Source organism: Hymenobacter metallilatus (assembly GCF_003944705.1).
Taxonomy (GTDB): domain Bacteria; phylum Bacteroidota; class Bacteroidia; order Cytophagales; family Hymenobacteraceae; genus Hymenobacter; species Hymenobacter metallilatus.
Map to the genome: position 1 here is coordinate 39,875 of NZ_RWIS01000018.1, position 20,383 is coordinate 60,257.

Sequence of the window (20,383 nt, forward strand, 5' to 3'; positions counted from 1 at the left end):
CGACTTCGCCCTGTGCTGCCGTTATTGTTGTTAGTTTTTACTCCGATGATGAAAAAGCTGCTCCTACTCGTTGCGTTGCTGCTGCCGCTGCTGGCGGCGGCCCCGGCCCCCAGCTTCCGCATTGCCAAGCTGCATTACGGTGGCGGCGGCGACTGGTACGCCAACAAAACCAGCCTGCCCAACCTCATCCGGTTCTGCAACCAGACCCTGCGCACCAACATCGACCTCGAGGAGGCTACCGTGGAGCTGGATTCGCCGGAGCTGCTCACCTATCCCTTCGTGCACATGACGGGCCACGGCAACGTGACGTTTACGGATGCCGAAGCCCGCAACCTACGCCGCTACCTTATTGGCGGAGGCTTCCTGCACATTGATGACAACTACGGGCTCGATAAATTTATCCGGCCGGAAATGAAGAAAGTGTTTCCGGAGCTGGACTTCGTGGAGCTGCCCTTCACCCACCCTATCTATCACCAGAAATTTCAGTTTCCCGGAGGCCTGCCCAAGGTACACGAGCACGACGGCAAGCGCCCCCAGGGCTTTGGGTTGCTGCATAAGGGCCGGCTGGTGTGCTTCTACAGCTACGAGTGCGACCTGGGCAACGGCTGGGAGGACCTGGGTACCTACCCCGAGGATAAGCCGGCCACGCATGAGGCTGCGTTGAAGATGGGCGCCAATTTAGTGTGCTACGCGCTGACGCAGGAGTAGTAATGAAAGGAATAGGTAACAGGTGAATGGGAAGAGGCAAGGCCTGTTTTACCCTCCCCGGCGGGACAGTATACCGCCAGAGACGCTTTGCCAGTATCTATCCACTTTTCACCTCGTTGCCCTCTTAAAACCGGCGCTGCAGAATTTCTCCCAGCAGGAAAGCGGTGCGCAGGGTGCCGGGGTTTCTTAGCAGTTCGCCCAAAGGCGGGCGCGCCTCCGGGGTAGCGCCGGGCTGACGGCTCCAATAGTCATCGGGGTTGGGCTGGTTGGCGGCCCGGGGCAGCGTGGCGGCCCGGCGTACGGCCCGGCGCGGCGCTTCCAGCAAGTGGGGCGCGGCCGACCGTTCCAGGGACCGGGCCGGGGCTTCGGTTTTCTCCAGGCTGCGAGGCCGGGGAGCGGCTTCGGCCGGCAGCGGCCGCCCGCCCATGGTGGTGGCTGGCGGCACTGGCCGGGCCGCGGGCTGGTTTTGCGTCTGAAATTGCTTGAGCAATTCGTCGAAGCTCCCGGCGGGTAGGGCCGCGGGCCGTCCGGTAGTACGGGGCCGCTCCCGCTGCTCGCGGGCAGTGGTGGTTCGGGCTTTCTGCACCATTCGCCAGATAAATACGGCCAGACCAATCAGGATCCAGGCCAGTGCTTTCAGTTCAGCCATTGTGTGCAGAAGAAAAGAAGACCAGAGGAACACAGTGCCGCAGCCGGAGCCACGGCCCACCGGCGCGGACCCTGCCAAACCGATGGTTAACGTACGCCTTTTTCGGGAAAGCGCCCTTTCTTAGTTCGGTAGAAAGCCTTGATTTCCTCCAGGTCCTTCTCATAGTCGCCGGTGGGCCAGAAGGCCGGACCGACGCCGGCTTCTTTCTTCTCGTAGTCCAGGTAGCCCAGCAGAATGGGTACCCCTGCCCCGAGCGCCGCATGATAGAAGCCTTTACGCCATTTAGGCTGGTACGAGCGGGTGCCTTCGGGCGTGATGAGAATCACCAGCTCCTCCCGCTCGTTGAACAGCTGTACCATACCGTCAACGAGGCTGTTGTTTTTGCTGCGGTCCACGGCCAGCCCGCCCAGGCTGCGCACCAGGCCGCCCAGGATGGGCAGGGTGGTCCACTCCTTTTTGATGGTGAGCTTTACATCCACGTCCATCAGGAAAAAAGCCGCCCGCGCAAACATAAAGTCCCAGTTGCTGGTGTGGGGGGCGGCAATCATCATGCTTTTCTTGATACCGGGTGGTACCTGGGAGCCCAGGCGCCACCCTGTTATCCAGAACCAGAATTTAGAGAACAGGTACCAGAAGGTAGAAGTCTTTCGAGCCATACGTGTGCGGAAGCAGTAGCCGGGTGGGTGCAAGGGCTACCAGAAGTCAAAGCTAGAGAAATGCCGCGGAAGCCCCTACTACAGCTGCAGTAAAGCGCGGAGCTCAGGGGCCCGGCCTAGGGTGTAGTGGTAGCCAACCTCAAACAATTCCGCGGCCCGCCGGAAGCTTAAAGTACGATACTGACACAGCTCGGGCGGTTCCAGCAGCAGGTGGCAAAGACGCTTACTCAGCACCGTGTTGCCCCCAATAGCCAGGTTGAATGTGCGCTCAATTAAAGCCCGCATGTTCGGTACCTGCGCTTCGGGGTTGGGGGGGTTGCAATGCACGCCTACCACCCGCAGCCCGGGCGGGGCTGCCTGCAGCAGGCACTCTACCGGCAAATTGTTCAGCAGTCCGCCGTCTACCAGCTGCCGCCCCTGGTATTCTACCGGCCGGTACAGGATGGGCACGGCCGCCGACGCCAGTAGCGGCGGCAGCAGGGGGCCTGTGGTAAACGACACCGAACTACCCGCCAGCAAATCGGTGGCAATAAGTATAAGAGGCAGACGCAGCTGCTCAAAGGTGCAGCCTACCCCCAGATATTCCTCCAACAGGGTCCCGACGGCATCCATGTGCAGCAGGCCGTGGCGGCTTAGGGCAATATGGGTGATGCGGGAAATCCGCAGCTCCAGCAATAGCCGCAGCACTTCCCGGGGGGGCATACCGGCCGCATACAGCGCCCCTACGATGCCCCCGGACGATACCCCTGACAAGCAGGCTACGGGCAGTTGCAGCTCATCCAGTGCCGCCAGCACCCCCAAATGAGCAATACCCCGCGCCCCCCCACCCGATAAGGCCAGCCCGAGTGCGTTGCTGGCAGCGGGTTGCTGATTGCTGATTGCAGGCTGCTGAGTCACGGAACTGATGGGCTACAATTGACAATAAACCAAAAACCAGCAACTATTTACAGCTCGTTCAATCGGAAACGCTCCGCTACCCGAATGCCCTTTTCGGTGTCCTGTACGGTAATGCACTCCGTCTGGGCATCGTGCTCCAGCACCAGCACCCAGTTTTCGGCGGCGGCACGGCGCAGCAGGACTTCTTTTTCCTGCATCGTCACCAGAGGGCGCATATCATAGCCCATTACGTACGGCAGGGGAACGTGGGCGGCACTCGGAATCAGGTCGGCCACAAAAGCCAGCGTCCGGCCTTTGTAGGGCAGCACCGGCAGCATCATTTTCTCGGTGTGCCCATCTACCAGCACAATCTCCTGCAAGCCGAGCAGGGCGGCGGGCACGCTGCCCTCCGCCGTAATAAACTGCAGCTGCCCGCTCTCCTGAATAGGCCGGATGTTTTCCTGCAAGAAACTGGCCTTCTCGCGCGGGTTGGGCGTCAGGGCCCAGTCCCAGTGCGTCTGGTTGCTCCAGTAGGTAGCGTTGGGGAAGGCCAGTTGCAGCTTATCGTCGGGGGTACGCACCACGGCTCCGCCCACGTGGTCGAAGTGAAGGTGGGTCAGGAACACGTCGGTTATATCCGCGGAAGTGAAGCCGTGCTGCCGCAACGAATTCTCCAGCGTATCGTCGCCGTGCAGGTAAAAGTGGCCCCGGAACTTCTCGTCCTGCTTGCTGCCGATGCCGGTATCCACCAGCGTCAGGCGGCCCGCGTCTTCAATCAGCAAACAGCGCAACGCCCATGTGCACATGTTGTTGGCATCGGCAGGCACCAGCTTTTGCCACATGCTCTTGGGCACCACGCCAAACATGGCACCGCCATCCAGCTTAAACAGGCCAGTATCGAGGGTATGAACGGTCATGTCTTGTTAATTAAAAATTGAGAATGAAAAATGAGTAGTAAGAGCTCTGAGCAAAACAAAAATGCCGTTAGCACGATGCAAACGGCATTTTTGTTTTTTAATTCTCAATTTTTAATTCCCTTCCACCACCACACCCATGTTTGAGAACTTGTCAATGCGCTGGCTGATGCGCTCCTCGTGGGGAAGAGCCTCCAACTCATCCAGGGTTTTAAGGATAGTTTTCTTCAGGGTTTTGATCATGGCCGCCGACTCGCAGTGGGCACCGCCCAGGGGCTCTTTCACAATCCCGTCAATGAGGCCTGCCTTCAGCATATCGGTAGCCGTTAGCTTGAGGGCTTCGGCAGCCTGCTCCTTATAGTCCCAGCTGCGCCACAGGATACTGCTGCACGACTCGGGCGAAATAACAGAGTACCAGGTATTTTCCAGCATCAGCACCCGGTCGCCGATGGCAATGCCCAGGGCTCCACCCGAGGCCCCTTCGCCAATGATAATGCAGATAACGGGCACCTTCAGCAGGAACATTTCCTTGAGGTTGCGGGCAATGGCCTCGCCCTGCCCCCGCTCCTCCGCCTCCAGCCCCGGAAAGGCGCCGGGCGTGTCGATGAGCGTTACAATGGGCTTGCCGAATTTCTCGGCTAGCTTCATCAGGCGCAGGGCCTTGCGGTACCCCTCGGGGTTGGGCATCCCGAAGTTGCGGAACTGCCGCTGCTTGGTGTTACGCCCCTTCTGCTGCCCGATAAACATCACCGAGCGGCCGTCAATTTCGCCAAAACCGCCCACCATGGCCTTGTCGTCGGCCACGGTTCGGTCGCCGTGCAGTTCAATAAACTTCTCGGTCATGCCCTCAATATAATCGAGGGTGTACGGCCGGTCGGGGTGGCGCGAGAGTTGCACCCGCTGCCAGCGCGTGAGGTTCTGGTAAGTTTCCTTTTTGAGGGCTTTTATTTTGGCTTCGAGGGCCGTTACCGCGTCCGATACATCAACCTGGCTATCGAGGGCCAGTTGTTGCATTTCGCGGAGCTTGCCTTCGAGAGCGGCAATTGGTTGTTCGAAATCGAGGAGCATTGCCACGGCAGAGTGCGTCTTGGAGGTGCGAGGAGTTGGGTTGAGAAGAAAGCAAAGGTAAGCGAAGGGCCGGATACCGCGCGTAGCTTGTGTGCCGGGATTTGTTCAAAAAATTTTCTACCTGACTGCCAGCCTGAAACAATATGAGTAGCTTCTTTTTTGATCTTTTTTTGCCCTCAAGGTTGCACGGTCGGTTGAAGCCTTCTACTTTTGCACCACTTCAACACAACGCCGCAAGCGAGTAGCGAGGTAAACGGTTCGGTAGTTCAGTCGGTTAGAATGCCGCCCTGTCACGGCGGAGGTCGCGGGTTCGAGTCCCGTCCGGACCGCTCTTAGGAGCAAAAACGGCCTAAATGGCCCAAAAACAGCCTTTGTAGCACTGCTACGAGGGCTGTTTTTGGGCCATTTGGCATTTACCCTGTCCCATAACTGTCCCAAGCTAAAACTATGTATTCCGCCAAACTCAGAATCCGCACCGACTATGTACAGAACGATGGGCGCAGCAGTATCTTCCTTGATGTGCGCGTATCCCCAGGCCCGGAAGGACGCAAAAAGATTCCGCTGGAAATATTCTGGCCGGTGGCCCTGTTCGATGGGCACGCCGGCAAGTGCCTGCCCCAAGGTCCCCAAGACGAGCAGTGCGAGGCGAATAACCTGCTGCTGGGACAGAAATTGGGACGGGCCAACGATGTATTTGTAGAGTACCGGCTTCGCAAGCAGCCGTTGACCATCGAACGGTTCCTCTACGAATTTGAGAACCCGCTTTCCAAAACCGACTTCCTACTGTATTTCGAGCAGAAGCTGCAGGAACGGCTGCGGCTCAAAGTGATTACTCAAAGCACTTACGATGTACAGGCGCGTGCTCTGGCCCGCGTACGGGAATTTTCGGGCGGCAAGCTGGCCATACTGGCATTCTTCTCACTGGATAGAACCTGGGCCCAGAAATTCGATACATGGCTGAAGAATACGTACGGCAACGGCCTCAACACTCGGTGGGCTCGGCATAAGGACGTAACTACCTACCTGCACCTGGCCGAGCTGGACGAGATACAGTTCGTGAATCCGTACCTCTATTTCAAGAAGAAAAGCACTGATGGCAGCTGGAAACCCCTGCGCCCGGAGTCAATTCAGAAACTGTACGCCTACTACCCTACCGCATCAGGGCCTGAACGGTGCGCGCTGCAGAAGTACCTGGTAGCCTGCGCGGCCAACCTGCGGATTTCAGACCTCAACCGGGCTTGCCGGCATAACCTGATTGGCGACGAGTTGGTGTACGTGCAACATAAAAACCGCCGATTCAACCGGATTCACCGCCTGCCGCTCACCCCCACCGCTTTGACCATCATTCAGGAGGCTCTGCGGGAGCACCCGCACCGCGAACGGATTTTCGGGGACCAGTCAGAGCAGGCCGGCAACCGCATTCTGAAACGCATTGCTCACAAGCTGGAAATACCCGAGCGAATTCACTTCCACTCCGGCCGCGAAACGTTTGGCACCGAGTTCATTGCCAACGGTGGCCAGCTGCCGGTGCTGAAAGAATTGATGGGTCATGCCAAAATATCCAGCACCATGCGCTACGTCCACGTCCGCGAGGAGCAGAAACGAGAGCAGGTCGTACTGGTAGATAAAATGTTTTCGGCGTAGCTTCCTCCCTCAATTTCACGTTTCCGCATTTCCGCGTTTCCTACACAGTCCCATGAAAAAAGCGTTGTTTTCTTTACTTCTGGCTTATCCCTTCACAACATATGCTCAAGCTTTAAAAGTTGGGCGAGTTGATGATATTGATGGCAAATACGTGTTTTACTACATGAAGCCCGTGGCCGCCTATGATGTGGCATTTACTTTTACAACTCCTCCTATGCCTGCTTGTGGGATTGGTTCTGAGCGTTCAGAAGCAATGGTGAAAGCCGCTTTGATGGAGGCGGGTACTGTTCAAAAACCATTTGACGCAATTGTTGTAGGAAACGGGACTAGGGATATGGCTATCCGGTTTCGCAACAATACTCCATCTGATAGTATGGCTCTATGCCGGCCAATGATGATAGGTAGTACAGCCGTTTTCTTTTTAGCTGAGCCCGCTTCGTCTTGGACTCCAACTGAAAAAGTAAAAACTGTATGGTGGGATGGTGTTGTAAACGGCCAGTGTCTTACTACACAGCAAATTACTAACCGAGGCATGAGGAAGTTCAAGAATCCAAAGACGATTGTAGTTGCTAATTTCTACACGTATAATGCTGTCCCTGCAAAAGAGCAATAAGCAAAAAGGCCCGCCGAATTTCGGCGGGCCTTTTTGCTTATTGGAGGCGGATTTCAGTCGGGACCTCTTTCGTTTTACAGTCCTAGCAGCACGGCCGGGCGGCTGGGTGGGGCCTCATGCCACAAGCACGCCAACAAACTGCCTTGCCGGTACACGCTCAGGCACGTATGCCCGTCGCGGTACTGGTTCAGGCGTACCCGCAGGTAGGAGCCGGCCGGCACGGTGCCGAGAGTAATACCGTGCCGTTCCCCGTTCTGGTAGCGGTTCAGGCTGAGTAGCACTTCCCCACTGGTGGTGCGGATTCCGCGCAGTCGTAACACGTTGCGCGGGTGAGTGGCCCACCGCAGGCCGGCAATTGTGAACCACTCGTTGCGTGGCGCATCCGGCAGCAGTACATACTCATCAATCTGTACCGGGCGGCCGAGCAGCGCCGGCAGCCGCCGGCACCAGGCCGGCAACTGCACCCCGAATAACAGTACCATTAGCGTGCAACGATGGGACGTGCAGGATTCGCCCGGTTGTAGTTCTCAATGGTGGGTTGCATCCGGTTGATGTCGCCACGGTACCAATTGATTACCTGCTGCCAGGTGTTGCCCGACTGGCTGATGTCGAAGCCAATAAGTGCCTCAATATCCTCCCAATACAACCGGAACGTGTCGGACAACTGCCGGAACAGGGCCGCATCGTTTGTGTTGAACGTATTCGCCCGGGACACATCTGCATCGGTTAGGTGAGGAATATTCCACTTATCCAGCACTACCTGAGGCGAAGTGGGTACCGATGTCGGTGGGAACGTCGGGGTGTGCGTCTGTCCGAAAATCTGCCCATAGATTTCCTGACCGGCCGTGAGCACGTTGCCGGCTGCATCCAGCAGCTGCGTGCCTTGTTGTAAATAGTTCGGCTGCTGCGCTACCTGAGGCGCGGACTGCGGAGTGGTTGGTAGGATGGGCGGCGTAGTCGGGGGCGTGGTGGGGCTGCTTTGCTTATTTTTCAGCAGCAGAAACGCACCGGCGGCGAGGGCGGCAAGGGCAAGAGGATTCATGGTGAGGTTGGGGTAGAAATTAACTTATAAGTGAAGTTTTCATGTGGTGAGGCGCTGCTCGTTCACATCGTAGCGCAGTTCGTCGGCCGGCCCGGTGGCGTAGCGGTTCTTCTCGAAGTGCGCAATGCCGGGCAAATCCACCTGGCACACGGCCGAAGCATCGTACTCGGAGCTGCTGCCGCCCCGGGCGGTGCCAGCCGTGGTACTCTGGAAAATGACCAGGAACACGGTGCGCGGGTAGGCTTTGCGCAGGGCGTCAAAGTCGGTGGGAGACGTGCCCGGTATCTTGCTCCAGGAGTCGATGGCCACCACGTCGAAGTGTTCCGCTGCCTGCCGGATAGTAGCTAGGCCCTGCGGTACTTCCGACGCTATTTTGATGCGGACCCGGTTGGCCGGCGCGATGTAGGCCGCCGTATTTTTCGCTACTACCGTGCTGTTTTTGTCGATTTCCAGTGAGAATGAAGCCACGGATAGGCCGACACTGGCAAACAGATTCTTCAGCTGGTAGAGCAGGCGGGTTTTGCCGGCTCCCTTATCGCCGCGCAGCACCAGGGCGTACTCGTGCCGCTCGATGACGCCCACGAACCGGCCCAGGTCCCCGGGCAGGGCCAGCGCCTCGCCGGCCGGCCGGCGCGTGTCCTTTACCCCGATGGGCGTAAACAATGCATCCAGGCTGCCCAGCCCGGCCCGTGTTGCCGGCACGGATGCCGGTGTTGTACTCGCTTTGGGTGACGTGCCAGCTGACGCCTCTACTTTCCCGCCGAACACCCGCAGGTGTCGCCCGGGCAGCCCAAGCCAGCCAGGCCCTGCAGGCCGGATAGCTGGTGCTGGGTGATACGCACGGCTGTACCGGGCTTCCAGTCCTTGAGCAAGGCCACGGCAGCGGCCAGCGGGCCGGCGTAGTCGTCGTTGGGTACGTCGCGGCGCTGCTTTTCCATTGCTTTGAGCAGCGTGGCCACGGTCTTCGCTTCGGGTTTGGTGCCCTGCAGGTTGATAAAGCGCGAAAGCAGCGGTACCGCCGACTGAATGACTACATGGTCAGCCACGGCCTGGGCCCGGCTCACAATCCCCTTATCAGAGAATTTCAGTTCCTCTACTTTCTCGATATCCTGGCTTACCATGGCGGCATAGGTTTTCTTCACCAAGGCGGCAATGTCGGTCAGCAACTCCGCGTGGGGGCTGGTTTTGCGCACTTTGCGGCTCACGATAGCCTTCTCGATACGGCCGTGTAATGCCTTCACACGTTTGCTGGTAACCTCGCCGTGGGTCAGTCCCAGGAACTGCCGGATCAAGGTCAGGTCCCCGTCAAAATGGCTCACCGGCTGCCGCAGGTTCTGGTTGCCGTGCTTTTTCACCGTCGTGCGTTTGATGGGCTCAGTGGGTTGTGCTGGTTTGGGAGCCTTTTTCGGGGCGGTTTTCTTCGGGGGCTTCACCCATCCAGGACTACGACGGTCACCACCCTGCTCATAGGTGCCATCCGGCTGCACGTAGTACAGTTTCTCCGCATCCATCTTGCCGGTTGTATCAGTTACCAACTCACCTTTCGTGTTGAAATACGGTAGCTGGGTAGCGGGCTGTGTCGATTTTGCCCCCTGCTTCGGCTGCTTTTTCAACGCTCCCTGCGGGAATGGAAATACTACCTCCTTCCCCTGCTCAGGTGGAAGCTGCACCCGAATATGGAGCACCGCCCGGCTGTTTGAATAGTATTTCGAGAAACCTACGACCGTTCCCGTTTCGCCCGCGTGGATGCTCAGATAATCCGGCAGCGAAGGCTTTGCCAGCACCAACACGGTGTCGCCCACGGCAAACGGGATGCGTTTGGCCATCTCCGCTACCTCCGCTTCTTCCTTGCGAATGGCCTGGTCATTTTTCTCCTGCTGCAGCTGCTGTTTGCGCGCCGCCTCTGCCTTCTTTTTTGCACTTGCTTCCGGTGCACTGGTGAGCGTGAGCACCGGTGTATGGGGCAACGTATCGGCCTGCTCCAAGCTGCCCCCGGTCCACGAGCCCGTGTTGGTCACCGGCATGAGCACTGCCATCCGCTGAGGCTTCTGCACGTCCCGCACCACCATTGCCCGGTTAGCTGAGGCCGACAGTTCCACGCGCAACCGGGTGGCTCCGTCCTGCAGCAGTCCCTCCAGCACTTCCAGTAGAAAGGCCGGGTTGAAGTAGTAGTAACTGGTATCAAAGCGGATTTCTGCCCGAATGTGGGCGTAGCCACTGCCAATGCGAGCCGTATCGATAAACCGATTCGCTTTTACCAAGCCATACAACTTGGCCCGCAGGGCCTCCACGTCCTGCAGCACGGCCGTATTCGGATTGTTGAGCGGAATAACATCCTGGTAATCCGGAAACCGCTCGTTCAGCCGCTTACCCGTTTTGGGGTTGAGCAGTTCGCTTTTCCGGAGCCCACTCACCGGCAGCACCAGCAGCCGGTGCCCATCCGTGGCCACAGCTTGCTTCTGGGCCGCGTCAAAGTAGATACACTGCAGGTTGGGCCGCAACTCGTCCCGGCTGACCACCTTACGCAGTATCTCCGTTACCGTGTTGGCTTTGAGAACGGGCGGCGTAATGGGTTGCACCCGAATGGTCCCCAGCACGTCCTGCGGGTCGAACTTGTCGGCTTTGGCGGGAATTCGTACCAAGGTCAGGTCCGACTCCAGTACAGCCGGTACCGGGGGGCGCGCTGCCGTGGTGGCGACGATACCGAGGCCGCTCCGCCTGGTGGAGCGCCGGTTGAACAGGTCCCCTTGCTGGGACGCCGAGAAAAATAGTCTGCGTGGCATACAAGTCTGGATAATGGCACACGGCCCCAGCCGGGGCAGGGCGTGGGGCCGTGTGAAAAAAGCAGAGGAATGAATTAGGCCGAATGGAGCTTGCTGAACGTCGCTCTCGTCCACGTCGCGCTGCCGGCGTGGCGCACCTGCAGGCTGCCTTCCTTGGTGCGGGCCTCCATCACGCGCTTGTTCCCCTCCGGAGTGGCGTGGTACACGTTGAAGGTTTTGCTGGTGCGCAGAAACTGGTTGATTTCCCGCACCGTCTTAAACCGGGCTCCGGCTCCGCGCAGGGCGGTAGCCGGTTTGGGGGCGGCTGTTTTCCGGGGGGCTTTCGCCTTCACCCCTTCCAGGCCGCTGAGGGCTTTTTTGCCTTTTTTAGCCCGATTCGTCAAGCCGGCCGCGGCCCGCACCGTGCTGGCCTTACTGGATTTGTTCATCTTGACTGCCCGGCCAGTCACGACGTAGGTCGCCCCCAAGCCCTGCAGACCATGTTTTTTCTTGTACTTCTCGACGGCTTTCTTATCCAGTTTTTTATCGTGCTTCTTGGCGGCTTTCACAGCCGCTTTGGACGGTTTTGATTTGCCCCCCAGCAGCGAGGGGGCGAGGTAGCCAACGGCTGCACCGAGGGCGAGCGAAACAGGTTCCATGGGGAGGAAGTGGGGTAACGTGAGAAAAAGGGAAAATCAGAAACTCATGCTGGCGCTAATCCAGCGGTAGAGGCCGTAGAGGATGCCGGCCACCAGCAACAGTGCGCCCACCCCGTAGAGCAGGTGCCGGTACCACGGCGTCGGAGGTTCGGTAGGGCCGGTAGCGGTGCCGTTTGCGGCCGTGTTCACCCCTCCCCGGGCAGCTTGCCCGAGGCCAGCATTGTTGGTCGCTGCGCTACTGGGGCCGTTGGCGACGGTGCCGGAGCCCCGGACCTTCAGTACTGTGGGGGCGGCATTGGTGACCGTTCCGTTCGGGGCCGTATTGATGCTCACGGAGCCCCGCGCTTTGATTTTGCGCGGTACTGCCCGGTCATAGCGTCGTTGCTCACGTCGTAGCTGCCGGGCATTAAAGCGCCGTTCACGTCGATTCACCGCAGCGGCCGTGCGTAAGTAGCGTCGCTGCTGGGAAGCGGTGAGGGCCGCAGGCGGGCGGTGCGGTCCTGAATCGGGTTGCACTACGGTTGTGGGCCGGGGTAGCAGCTCCTGAACCTGCCGGGCAGTTCCGGGACTGGCGCAGGCCGAGAGCCCCAGCAGCCCGCCGAGTAGGAGCGCCGGCACCAGGTTGGCCACGTCCTGCCCCTTGCGTTCAGCGGTGCGGCGAACAATGCCCAGCGCCCGGTCCGGCATCAACATGAGCACGAGGCTCACCACCATCGGCACCCATGCGTCGCCCCAGGTGATACCCTGCACCACGAACACCGAGGTGAGGGTAGCCAGAAAAATTACTACGCCAATAGCAGTGGTGATTCGTTCGCGTAAAACGTTATGCCGTAGCCGTTTCATCGGGGGAGTTGCTGAAGGGGTTGCGCAGCTTGCCGCGCAGCATGTTGCTGATAGAGGAACCAAGCCGCGAGGCCACCGAGGGCGACGACGAAACCGAGCTTTTTTTTTCCTGGTCGGGAAACTGCCGGATGCGGCGCAGCCAGGTATCGAGGAACTGGCCCATGCTCGGGTCGCGGCGCACTAAGTCCTGCACGTAGGCAATGCGGGCAGCCTTCAGGGCATTGTGCAGCGAAGCACCATCCACGGCGTTGATAGCTGCCAGCGTTTGCGGGCCGGGAGCACCGTCCACGGTTATTTTCTGCCGGAACTGGTACACCAGCACCCGTTGCAGCACCGTGGTAGCCCCGCCCGAGTTCGTGTAGAAGTCGTAGTATAGGTTAGCCACTGGTTGCGACCTGATACCGTCGCCGAGCATCTGGTTCCATGTGGCGCGGTAGAAGTTCACCACCATCTGCTTCAGTTCGGCGTTGTCGATGTACTCGTTCCAGTACATATGGCGAGTGGCTTTCACGGCGTCGATGATGCGCCAGCCCGTCCAATTCGGGTGCGAGTTGCGGGCAATACCCATATAGGTTTCCCCGCCCTTGTCGCCTAGAATTTTAGCATATCCACCTTCGTTGCCATGCACGATGCGGTAAGCAGTAGAGAAGTCAGCCATTAGCGAGAGATGTAGGCTTGATAAGCGTCTTTAGAGCGCACCCGCATCCGGCCGCGAAACCAGAGGGGCGTGTTATTGCGGTGGGGCTCACTCTTGAAATCCACCACGTTGTCGTTGTGCAGCACGCAGAAATGCGGAGCCCAGCGCCACCACCGGCCCCGGTGCCACTTAATGCGGCTGCCGGGGTTGGCGAGGCGGTAGAGCACGGCGAACAGCAGGCAGTTACCCTTGAAATGCAGCTCGGTCATACTGGCAGTACCCGGCCATCGAAGCGGGTTGTGTCGCCGGCCGGAGCTTGCGCTTTGGCCAGTAGGCGGAGGTTGGTGAGCGAAATGCGGCGGCCCTCGTCAACATGCACCGGGTCGTAGCCGGGTAAGCCGCCGTTGCGGGGGCTGGTGAAGTCGCCGCCCCACCGGAAGCCGGCTGCCCGGATTATGTCCGGGATGCCGCTGGCCTCCCACTCGGCTTTCGTCGAAGCCATGCGCAGGGCCTGATTGCCGTTGGTGGCGTTGATGTCCAGCCCCAGCCCGAAGTAGTGGTAGCCCAGGCTGGTATCAGATGGCCGCCAGGCGGAGGTGAGCACCACCGTCCAGCCGGTGCGGGCCTCAATTCGCAGCAAGAGGTTCAAAAACCGTTTGCGGGCAGCAGGGTGCAGCTGGTAGAGCAGGCCCCAGCGGGCGGGAATACTGGTATCGGAGCTGAGGGTTAGGGCCACCACCGTTAGGCCCGCTACGCCCCACCAAAAGGCCGTGCTCATGTGCCGTATTTGTTGAGAAAGAAGCTCTTAATGGCATTAACCGCGTCGGCAGTCATGTTCTTGCCCACACCACGCCTCATGTAGGCATCCGCGTCAGCCTGACCGAACACCACCACTTCCTCAGCATCTACCCAAAAGTTTACCCGGAAGTCGCTGCCATTGGTGGCGTACACCTGAAGCATTCGGGGGTAGTTGGGCGAGGGCTGAAATTCCTTGCCCGTCAGGTAGCCCAACCAGGTGCCGTTAGGTATCATGGTAATAGCTGTAGAGGGCAGGCCGTAGCCATCCGGGAAGCCCCCAGTGCTCCGGAGTCGCTCGTAGATGGTTTCACCGTTCAGGCTTTGCACAAACACCAGGCGGCCAGGCGTCATTGGCCCTACGGTGGGCAAGCGGGTCGGCAATTTGGTGCCCGTGGGCGTGCTCGTGGTAGGCTTTGGAGGCGTAGGGGTGCTAGTACCCGTGGCCGGCAAGCTGGCCGGCAGTTGGGAGGCCGACGTGGTGCCGGCGCGGAACCACGCCAGTGCCGCGCCTCCGGCCAGGGCAACCAGTAACAGCGAGGTAGTGGAAAACCCGCCTATTTCAGCCGCAGCAGGCGTTTGAGCAGCCGAGCGAGGCGTGTTTTCGCGCCGGGGCCGGGCAACAGTGTTCGAGCCACTCGGCCGTTTGCGGCCGGGTGGATACATCAGGTCTTGAGCCATTGCAAGTTAGATTAGGGGAACGAGTTGCACCGTGGGTGCTGCCACGTAGCGGCGCTGGTTCTGGTACAGGAATCCGTGGAGCACCCGCCCACCGGGGAGCATCATTGTCTCATCGTGGGGGCCGAGGCGTGTGCGCGGCCCCGTTTGGCTGACTGGTTCCAGCTTGTCGTCGAGGATAGTGGACGGGGCCGTGGTAATGAGCTGCTGGGTGACGAGCAGTCCGGGGTCGAGCACGTTGCCGAGGCCAGTGCTCAGGGCGGCCTGAAACTGGGCCATTTCGTCGGTAGCAAGTTCGGCGGTGAGGTCGGCGTACAGGTCGCGGGTATAGAGGGCCTTGTACTTGTTGGCCACCAGGACAAACGGCACGTTGTTGCTGCGCATGTCGCGGGCCACCTGGTAGAGAGCTTCCTCATCGGTACCGTCGCCGAACCAGTCGTTCCACCACTCGTGGCCGCTGTTCATGGCCGCGTAGCAGCGGGAAGCGAAGGCGAGGGCCAGCCCATCGGCCGAATTAGCTCCCACGTCCTTAATAGCCTTGTCCCGCTGCATGGTTTGTAGAATCTTCCGAAACAGCAGGAACGCGCCCCCGGCAACGGCTAGGAAGAAGCCGCCGGTCAGCAGGTACCGCATCACCCGAGAACTGGCCAGGGTAGAAACGGCCGTAGAAGTTGCGAGTACAGGGAGCATAAGCGGTTAGATAAACGAGGCAAACTGCCGGATTTTCTGATTGATACCGGGCTTGCTGGCTTTGCGGGCCAGGGTTTCCAGGTTATCCGTTTCGATATGCTGCAGGATGGTGGAAAGGGCCGTAACCCGGCGAGTAGCATCCATCGAATCCTGGGCTTCGAGCGTGATGGTGGGCGAAAACGTCTTTTTAGCGGACATTACATTCGGGGGGTAAACTGTTGAAGCACTTGTTCCAGCGCGGCCGGGTTGTGGGCTAGTTGATTGAACACTACGTAGAGTTTGGTGGCTGTACCCTCATCCACCGACTTCAGCACGTCGCCGGCCGCCTCCACCACCTGCCGGTGCCCGGGGCTGAGGCCAGCGAGTGAAGCATCTGCCCCACCCCCGAGTTGCGGCGCCGGAGCTACACCCAGCATCTTACCGAAAAGCATGGTTACCACTTCGGGAGGCAGCCCACCCAACGATTCAGTAATTCCAGCGAGGCCCTTCTTCTGGTTGGCTTCCACGCCCTGCAGTTCCAGTGCGTGCTCCCGGTCCTTGAATTTCAGGTCGAGGCCCAGTTTGTCGTTATCGTCCTTCAGGCGGCGGTTCTCCTCTTCCTTCATCCGCACTGTGTCGCGCAGCTCACGGATAGTATCGTCCTTTTCACGCAACCGGGTATCCTTCTCGTTGAGCAGGTAGCTGGTGAAGTTGTCAGCACCAGCATACCCGGAGGCCGGGGCTGCAAAGTGCGACGAAGAAGGTTGAAAGGTCGGTACTGGCACGTCGGTAGGGGGTTCAGGGCCGGCCAGAGGCGCGGCAGAGAGGTCAAGTATTTCTTCCAGCACTTTAGAACTGCCGTTCCGCCGGTACACGGCCAATTTCAGGGCTTGCGTGGGATACTGCTGCCGGGCCTGAGCAACAGCCCGCTGCACGGCCGCCACATCGGCCATATCGAGGTTGCGGGCAATTGGCCGCTTGTCGTCGCCGCGTAGGTAGTATAGTTGCCCGGTGTGGCCAGGTGCGGGGGTGAGCATCATCATATAACCGGAACAAAACCCGCTCCTTGCGGCAGGTACAGCTTACCACCTCCATCTATATCTACTGCCAGGAACAAGTCACCGGTGTACGTCGTGACGAAGTCATATACTTTCTGCCAGGTTGCCCCATTATCAGCACTTTGCTCCAGTACGAACTTACCCGTCGTGGTGCTCTCATAGCGCCGGACACGTAGAAATGAATTCAGTGTCACCAAGGCACCCAGGACAACCGTATTCGTGCCGTTATCCCGCTTGGCAATGGTTTTATTCGGCGTTTCCTCGCTAATGCTGGCATTCCACACGCCGAGCAGGAACGTACCAAATCCGCCTTCTACGTTTGTCGTCTTGACGCCCAATACCGCATCAAATGCATCTCCCGCAGGATTTTTGAAGCCAAACCAGCCATCCGTCCCCGCTGGCAGCTTTTGATTGAACAGCCCGGGATTACCATAGGTACCTGGCACGCCGTTATTGACGATAGGGGCATACACTCCAGGGCTCACACTGGCTATCCGGGCCCCGGTGGGCGTGTAGGACATGGCCGCCTGTGCGTAGCTCTGATACGTATTGGGCACCATGTAGCCATTGGCTTTCGCGGCAATTTTACTGGCCCCGGAATTGGAGGGATGAATACCATCTGACTGGGTGTCGGCGGCAACCGTTTCCGCCTTGAAGGCATCATTCACGGCAACAAAAGCCAATGGATACCCGGGAAAAGCTGCCTGCAAAGCAGTTTTGCGGCTTTCTGTTCCGGCTGTCAGATAGGGCCCGTAGGTTGGATAGCCCGGATAATTATACCCGATACCAGGCGCATTGCTGGCCAGCGGGATATCGTGTATGAAGGCGGCAATAGCAGCCGCCTCAATAGGCGACTTCAACGTGACAGCGTAATCCCATGCGCCTATCTTGCCTTCATCCAGAAAGCGAAGTTCTACGGAATGAGACCCGGTGCCCAAACCGTGCAGAACGATAGCATCGTTGATGATGCCCGCTTGCGTGTACTGATCATTGCTGACCGGAATAGAACTGATGACGGCTCGTCCAGTGGGGTCATACGTCGTCTTGAGTTGGCCATCCACGCGCACCTCGATGCGACTCATGTTGACGACGCTTCCATCACAACCCCAGGTACCAATGGCAATCCGGTCACCGTTGATGCTAAAGGTGAGTGTTTCGCCGGCGGTAACAGATTGCTTCCAGAAGCAGTTGGCAGCGGCCCGGCTCATGTCATTGCGCCGATACCAGAGCGCCCGGCTGCCCCAATCACTCATCACAGCCTCACTCGGAAACCCAACGTAGCCGTGCGAATAGGTCGCTAGAGGTGTCCCACTAATATGTTCGGCAAAGACAATGTTTTTCGAGAAGTGAATGGCTAGGACCGCCCGGTGGGCCGCATTAATCATGGCGTATCGGCGGGTCGGGTCGTCTTCTTGCGAAATCCGCAGGTTATTGTAGCCCATCTGACATTCCAGGGGCGCAAACACGTTGGCTGGATAGTTCGTCATTGCCAGGGCGGCTTGCTTGCGCACCCCGGAGCCAGAACTCGCCAGGTTATTCACCTGCAGCGTGGAATAAAATGTTGTGCCAGGGGCGACAACAAAGTTCTGGCTGTTGTAGGCGTTGTTTACGGTCAGACCTAACGTGGAGCACAGCCGCTGGATCCAAGAAATACCCGTTGTATCAACGTTGAGCCCCGTCGTCATGCTGTCACCAAGAATGATGGAGCCATGAATGATACTCGGGAAGGAGGCTTGAACTTCCAGAGGGGGTAAGGCAATCAACGATAACACGGCACCCGGAATGTCATACCCAACCGACGACGATTCAACGAGGTAGAAATTTCCCGCTTTCAGTACCGACACGGCGTTGAACGGACTGCCGGGCGCATACGCCTGCCAGCCGCTGCCAGCATCGTTGATGCGGTAGATTTTCACCAGGTTCGACCGGAACGGCGCGGAGGCCAGCGGCAGGTCGGGCGCGTTGAAAAAGATATGCTGAAGTTTCTTCGGTATCGTCGCCATAGGGGCTTAGAAAGTCACGGTTCCGTTGATGAATGTGCTGGTGTAGGTCTGGCCGGCGTGCTCGAAGCTGAAAGATTTGCCCACGTAGCGGCCCAGGAAGACCACGTTGGCCACCGGGGTACCGCCCACGCTGATGTCCATTGAGCACGGCAGCGAGTCGCCAGAGCTGAGGGGGTCGTAGCGGAACATCTGTGCCCCGCTGCTGGTCAGCTCTACCCCGTCGTAACTGTCGCTGGGGCCGGTGAGGGTGCGGCCCCACGGGATGGTGCAGACCAGGGCGGCTACGGCCAGCGCCTTCGCGCTCTGCCAGGCTTTGGTATCCGCGTCCGCCTGATGTTGGGTACTGGAGGCCGTGCCCGTGCGGGTCACGGAAGCACCTACGCCGGGCTTATCGGTGCCGCACACGGCCGTATAGTCCTTGGTGGCCGAGTAGGTGACCGGCGCAGCGGCCGGCACCACGGTGCACACCAGGGCGGCCGTAGCCTCCGCCAGCGCGGCCTGATACGCTAACCCATCCGCCTCCTCCTGGCTCAGAAAGCTGGTTTTGGTAGCCGTGCGGGTAACCGGAGCCCCCGTCTTACCGGTTGGGCAGGTGGCCGTGGCGGACTTGGTGGCAGTATACTCCAGGGGCTGGTACGCCGCGCCCCCGGAGGGGCGGAAGTTGGTGATGCCGCTCATTTCTGCTGACAGTTCAGGACGGATTTGGTCACATTTACCCGGCGCGTGCCGCCCTCCTGCGCGAAGCGGCCGACAATGGTCCCCTCGTAGGGCGTGTTGCCCAGGCAGTCAAAGCTGCGGGCCGTGCCGGGCGGCAGGGGCACGTACACCGGGCTTTGCTTGTTGAAGGCCACTTCGGCCGGCACCGTGCCGTGGTTTTCCACGGTGAAGGAATAGCACCCCTCCAGCTCGGAAATAAACGTGGGGCCGACGTGCGTTTCGACGTTGATTTTGATGCTGGCCACGGCGCTCTAGCGTTCCAGCGTGAATACCACGTCCACGTCGAGCGTATCGGTCAGCAGCTCGGGCACGTACACCTGCACCGTAATCCGCTGGTTGCGGTTCACGATGGCCACGGGCGTATTGCGTAAAGGCTTGGGGCAGTCGATGCCGGCCTCCAGGTGCTGACTGTTGCACTGCGACACGTAGGTAGCCGTATCGTCATGGATACCCAGCTGAAATTGCGTCAGGCCTCCCCGATTGTTGGCGTAGGCCACCACCCCAGTCGCACGGGCATAGGTGGAATCCAGGGCTTCAGAAACGGGCTGGTAAGTGCCTGTGGGCGTACCAGCGGGCAGAATCACTTTCAGGGATTGGGAACGGGTTTCGGCCATGATTGTCAAGGATGTAAATGCGAAATACTTGCACCTGAAAAGCCCCGACAGCGAACTGACGGGGCTTTTTTGACGCAGAAAGAGGCGGAGTTACGCCGTGCGCGGGCCGCTGATGAACAGCTCCACGAAGTGCTTCGGGCCGGAAGCCAGCGCCAGGCCATCAGGGAACTTCAGTTGGATTTCGATGTCCGTCTGGGGCTGCAACAGACGCAGGGCCTGCAGGTAGTAGGCATCGTCCCCGATGTTCTGGTTACCGGCATCATTCACGAGCAGGCGCTGCACCGGAATTTCGATGAGCTTCTTGCCGCTCTGGTTGATGATGAGGTGAGCCCCGATGAGCACGTCCGGGCACGACGACATCTTGTTGCTGTAGGTCTGCTTCACGACACCATCCGTGTCATTGGAAGCGGCCGTGCCGTAGGCGAAGCGGATGCTTTCGATTACCTGCAGCTGGCCGGCTGGCAGCTGCTTTTTGTCGAAAGAGGATACACCTACCACCTGCGACGTGTTGGAGTCAATCAGGTTGACAATACCGCTGTTGCTGCTGGTAATGTCTTTGCGGATGTACAGGTCACCATCCGCCACGCGGGGAATATCCTGGATACCGGGGGCTGATACCCCCATAGCGGCCAGCAATACAATTTGAGCGGCCGAAAACAGAGCAGATTTCTGCATGAGTTGTGAAATGAAAAACGAGAAATGAGGAAAATCGAGAAGTTGAAAGCGGAAGCGGGCCACTACCGGCTGGCCTTCAGTAGCCGGTAGTGGGTTTGGGATA

26 protein-coding genes and 1 tRNA gene are annotated in these 20,383 nt (G+C 59.1%); 4 read left to right on the forward strand and 23 right to left on the reverse strand.

Features of this window, described 5'->3' with window-relative positions; translation table 11 throughout:
• Positions 1-48 precede the first annotated feature (48 nt).
• On the forward strand, positions 49-708 hold the full coding sequence (locus tag EI290_RS20560; RefSeq protein ID WP_125433527.1) for a DUF4159 domain-containing protein: 660 nt from the start codon (positions 49-51) through the stop codon (positions 706-708).
• 124 nt (positions 709-832) lie between these two features.
• Here EI290_RS20560 and EI290_RS20565 read toward each other — a convergent pair whose 3' ends face one another.
• From EI290_RS20565 to EI290_RS20585, 5 genes are all read right to left on the reverse strand, one after another.
• A complete protein-coding gene (locus tag EI290_RS20565; protein WP_125433528.1) occupies positions 833-1,357 on the reverse strand; it encodes a hypothetical protein in 525 nt (174 codons plus the stop codon).
• 86 nt (positions 1,358-1,443) lie between these two features.
• Positions 1,444-2,013 carry a 1-acyl-sn-glycerol-3-phosphate acyltransferase gene (locus EI290_RS20570; RefSeq protein ID WP_125433529.1) on the reverse strand — a complete coding sequence of 190 codons (570 nt, stop codon included), beginning with the start codon at positions 2,011-2,013 and terminating at the stop codon, positions 1,444-1,446.
• 78 nt (positions 2,014-2,091) lie between these two features.
• Positions 2,092-2,910: a patatin-like phospholipase family protein gene (locus tag EI290_RS20575; RefSeq protein ID WP_246009022.1), complete on the reverse strand. Its 819-nt coding sequence runs from the start codon at positions 2,908-2,910 to the stop codon at positions 2,092-2,094.
• A 47-nt stretch (positions 2,911-2,957) separates the two neighbouring features.
• Entirely contained in the window at positions 2,958-3,806 is an 849-nt protein-coding gene (locus EI290_RS20580; protein WP_125433530.1) for an MBL fold metallo-hydrolase, read from the reverse strand.
• 111 nt (positions 3,807-3,917) lie between these two features.
• On the reverse strand, positions 3,918-4,871 hold the full coding sequence (locus EI290_RS20585; RefSeq protein ID WP_125433531.1) for an acetyl-CoA carboxylase carboxyltransferase subunit alpha: 954 nt from the start codon (positions 4,869-4,871) through the stop codon (positions 3,918-3,920).
• 255 nt (positions 4,872-5,126) lie between these two features.
• Between EI290_RS20585 and EI290_RS20590 the strand changes: the two genes are divergently transcribed.
• The 3 genes from EI290_RS20590 (at position 5,127) to EI290_RS20600 (ending at position 7,128) form a co-directional block, all read left to right on the forward strand.
• Positions 5,127-5,200, forward strand: a tRNA-Asp gene (locus EI290_RS20590).
• Positions 5,201-5,318: 118 nt separating this feature from the next.
• Complete coding sequence (locus EI290_RS20595; protein ID WP_125433532.1) at positions 5,319-6,515, forward strand: tyrosine-type recombinase/integrase; 1,197 nt, start codon at positions 5,319-5,321, stop codon at positions 6,513-6,515.
• Between the two features lie 52 nt (positions 6,516-6,567).
• Positions 6,568-7,128 (forward strand): hypothetical protein, encoded by a 561-nt coding sequence (locus EI290_RS20600; RefSeq protein ID WP_125433533.1) that lies wholly within the window; start codon positions 6,568-6,570, stop codon positions 7,126-7,128.
• Positions 7,129-7,202: 74 nt separating this feature from the next.
• Here EI290_RS20600 and EI290_RS20605 read toward each other — a convergent pair whose 3' ends face one another.
• From EI290_RS20605 to EI290_RS20690, 18 genes are all read right to left on the reverse strand, one after another.
• Positions 7,203-7,610, reverse strand: coding sequence for a hypothetical protein (locus tag EI290_RS20605; RefSeq protein WP_125433534.1), 408 nt, complete (start codon positions 7,608-7,610; stop codon positions 7,203-7,205).
• Positions 7,610-8,170: a hypothetical protein gene (locus EI290_RS20610; protein ID WP_125433535.1), complete on the reverse strand. Its 561-nt coding sequence runs from the start codon at positions 8,168-8,170 to the stop codon at positions 7,610-7,612. The genes EI290_RS20605 and EI290_RS20610 overlap by 1 nt, the downstream gene beginning before the upstream one ends.
• 39 nt (positions 8,171-8,209) lie before the next feature.
• Positions 8,210-8,872: a hypothetical protein gene (locus EI290_RS20615; protein WP_125433536.1), complete on the reverse strand. Its 663-nt coding sequence runs from the start codon at positions 8,870-8,872 to the stop codon at positions 8,210-8,212.
• Between the two features lie 47 nt (positions 8,873-8,919).
• Positions 8,920-10,953, reverse strand: a complete 2,034-nt coding sequence (locus EI290_RS20620; RefSeq protein ID WP_125433537.1) for a hypothetical protein — start codon at positions 10,951-10,953, stop codon at positions 8,920-8,922.
• A gap of 74 nt (positions 10,954-11,027) precedes the next feature.
• Positions 11,028-11,591, reverse strand: coding sequence for a hypothetical protein (locus EI290_RS20625; RefSeq protein WP_125433538.1), 564 nt, complete (start codon positions 11,589-11,591; stop codon positions 11,028-11,030).
• Between the two features lie 36 nt (positions 11,592-11,627).
• Entirely contained in the window at positions 11,628-12,434 is an 807-nt protein-coding gene (locus EI290_RS20630) for a hypothetical protein (protein WP_125433539.1), read from the reverse strand.
• Entirely contained in the window at positions 12,415-13,092 is a 678-nt protein-coding gene (locus EI290_RS20635) for a glycosyl hydrolase 108 family protein (protein ID WP_125433540.1), read from the reverse strand. The genes EI290_RS20630 and EI290_RS20635 overlap by 20 nt, the downstream gene beginning before the upstream one ends.
• Entirely contained in the window at positions 13,092-13,340 is a 249-nt protein-coding gene (locus EI290_RS20640; RefSeq protein WP_125433541.1) for a hypothetical protein, read from the reverse strand. Before EI290_RS20640 ends, EI290_RS20635 begins: the two co-directional genes overlap by 1 nt.
• On the reverse strand, positions 13,337-13,849 hold the full coding sequence (locus tag EI290_RS20645) for a M15 family metallopeptidase (protein ID WP_125433542.1): 513 nt from the start codon (positions 13,847-13,849) through the stop codon (positions 13,337-13,339). The genes EI290_RS20640 and EI290_RS20645 overlap by 4 nt, the downstream gene beginning before the upstream one ends.
• Complete coding sequence (locus tag EI290_RS20650; RefSeq protein ID WP_125433543.1) at positions 13,846-14,547, reverse strand: hypothetical protein; 702 nt, start codon at positions 14,545-14,547, stop codon at positions 13,846-13,848. Before EI290_RS20650 ends, EI290_RS20645 begins: the two co-directional genes overlap by 4 nt.
• 6 nt (positions 14,548-14,553) lie before the next feature.
• Entirely contained in the window at positions 14,554-15,234 is a 681-nt protein-coding gene (locus EI290_RS20655; protein WP_125433544.1) for a hypothetical protein, read from the reverse strand.
• Positions 15,235-15,240: 6 nt separating this feature from the next.
• Positions 15,241-15,432 (reverse strand): hypothetical protein, encoded by a 192-nt coding sequence (locus tag EI290_RS20660; RefSeq protein ID WP_125433545.1) that lies wholly within the window; start codon positions 15,430-15,432, stop codon positions 15,241-15,243.
• On the reverse strand, positions 15,432-16,256 hold the full coding sequence (locus EI290_RS20665; protein WP_125433546.1) for a hypothetical protein: 825 nt from the start codon (positions 16,254-16,256) through the stop codon (positions 15,432-15,434). Before EI290_RS20665 ends, EI290_RS20660 begins: the two co-directional genes overlap by 1 nt.
• Positions 16,253-18,274 (reverse strand): hypothetical protein, encoded by a 2,022-nt coding sequence (locus EI290_RS20670; RefSeq protein WP_125433547.1) that lies wholly within the window; start codon positions 18,272-18,274, stop codon positions 16,253-16,255. Before EI290_RS20670 ends, EI290_RS20665 begins: the two co-directional genes overlap by 4 nt.
• Positions 18,275-18,280: 6 nt before the next feature.
• Complete coding sequence (locus EI290_RS20675) at positions 18,281-18,952, reverse strand: DUF5977 domain-containing protein (RefSeq protein ID WP_125433548.1); 672 nt, start codon at positions 18,950-18,952, stop codon at positions 18,281-18,283.
• On the reverse strand, positions 18,949-19,236 hold the full coding sequence (locus tag EI290_RS20680; RefSeq protein WP_125433549.1) for a hypothetical protein: 288 nt from the start codon (positions 19,234-19,236) through the stop codon (positions 18,949-18,951). The genes EI290_RS20675 and EI290_RS20680 overlap by 4 nt, the downstream gene beginning before the upstream one ends.
• Before the next feature lie 6 nt (positions 19,237-19,242).
• Complete coding sequence (locus EI290_RS20685; RefSeq protein ID WP_125433550.1) at positions 19,243-19,605, reverse strand: hypothetical protein; 363 nt, start codon at positions 19,603-19,605, stop codon at positions 19,243-19,245.
• A gap of 90 nt (positions 19,606-19,695) precedes the next feature.
• The gene (locus EI290_RS20690; protein ID WP_125433551.1) at positions 19,696-20,280 is read right to left on the reverse strand and encodes a hypothetical protein; all 585 of its coding nucleotides are present in this window, start codon (positions 20,278-20,280) and stop codon (positions 19,696-19,698) included.
• Positions 20,281-20,383: the final 103 nt, after the last annotated feature.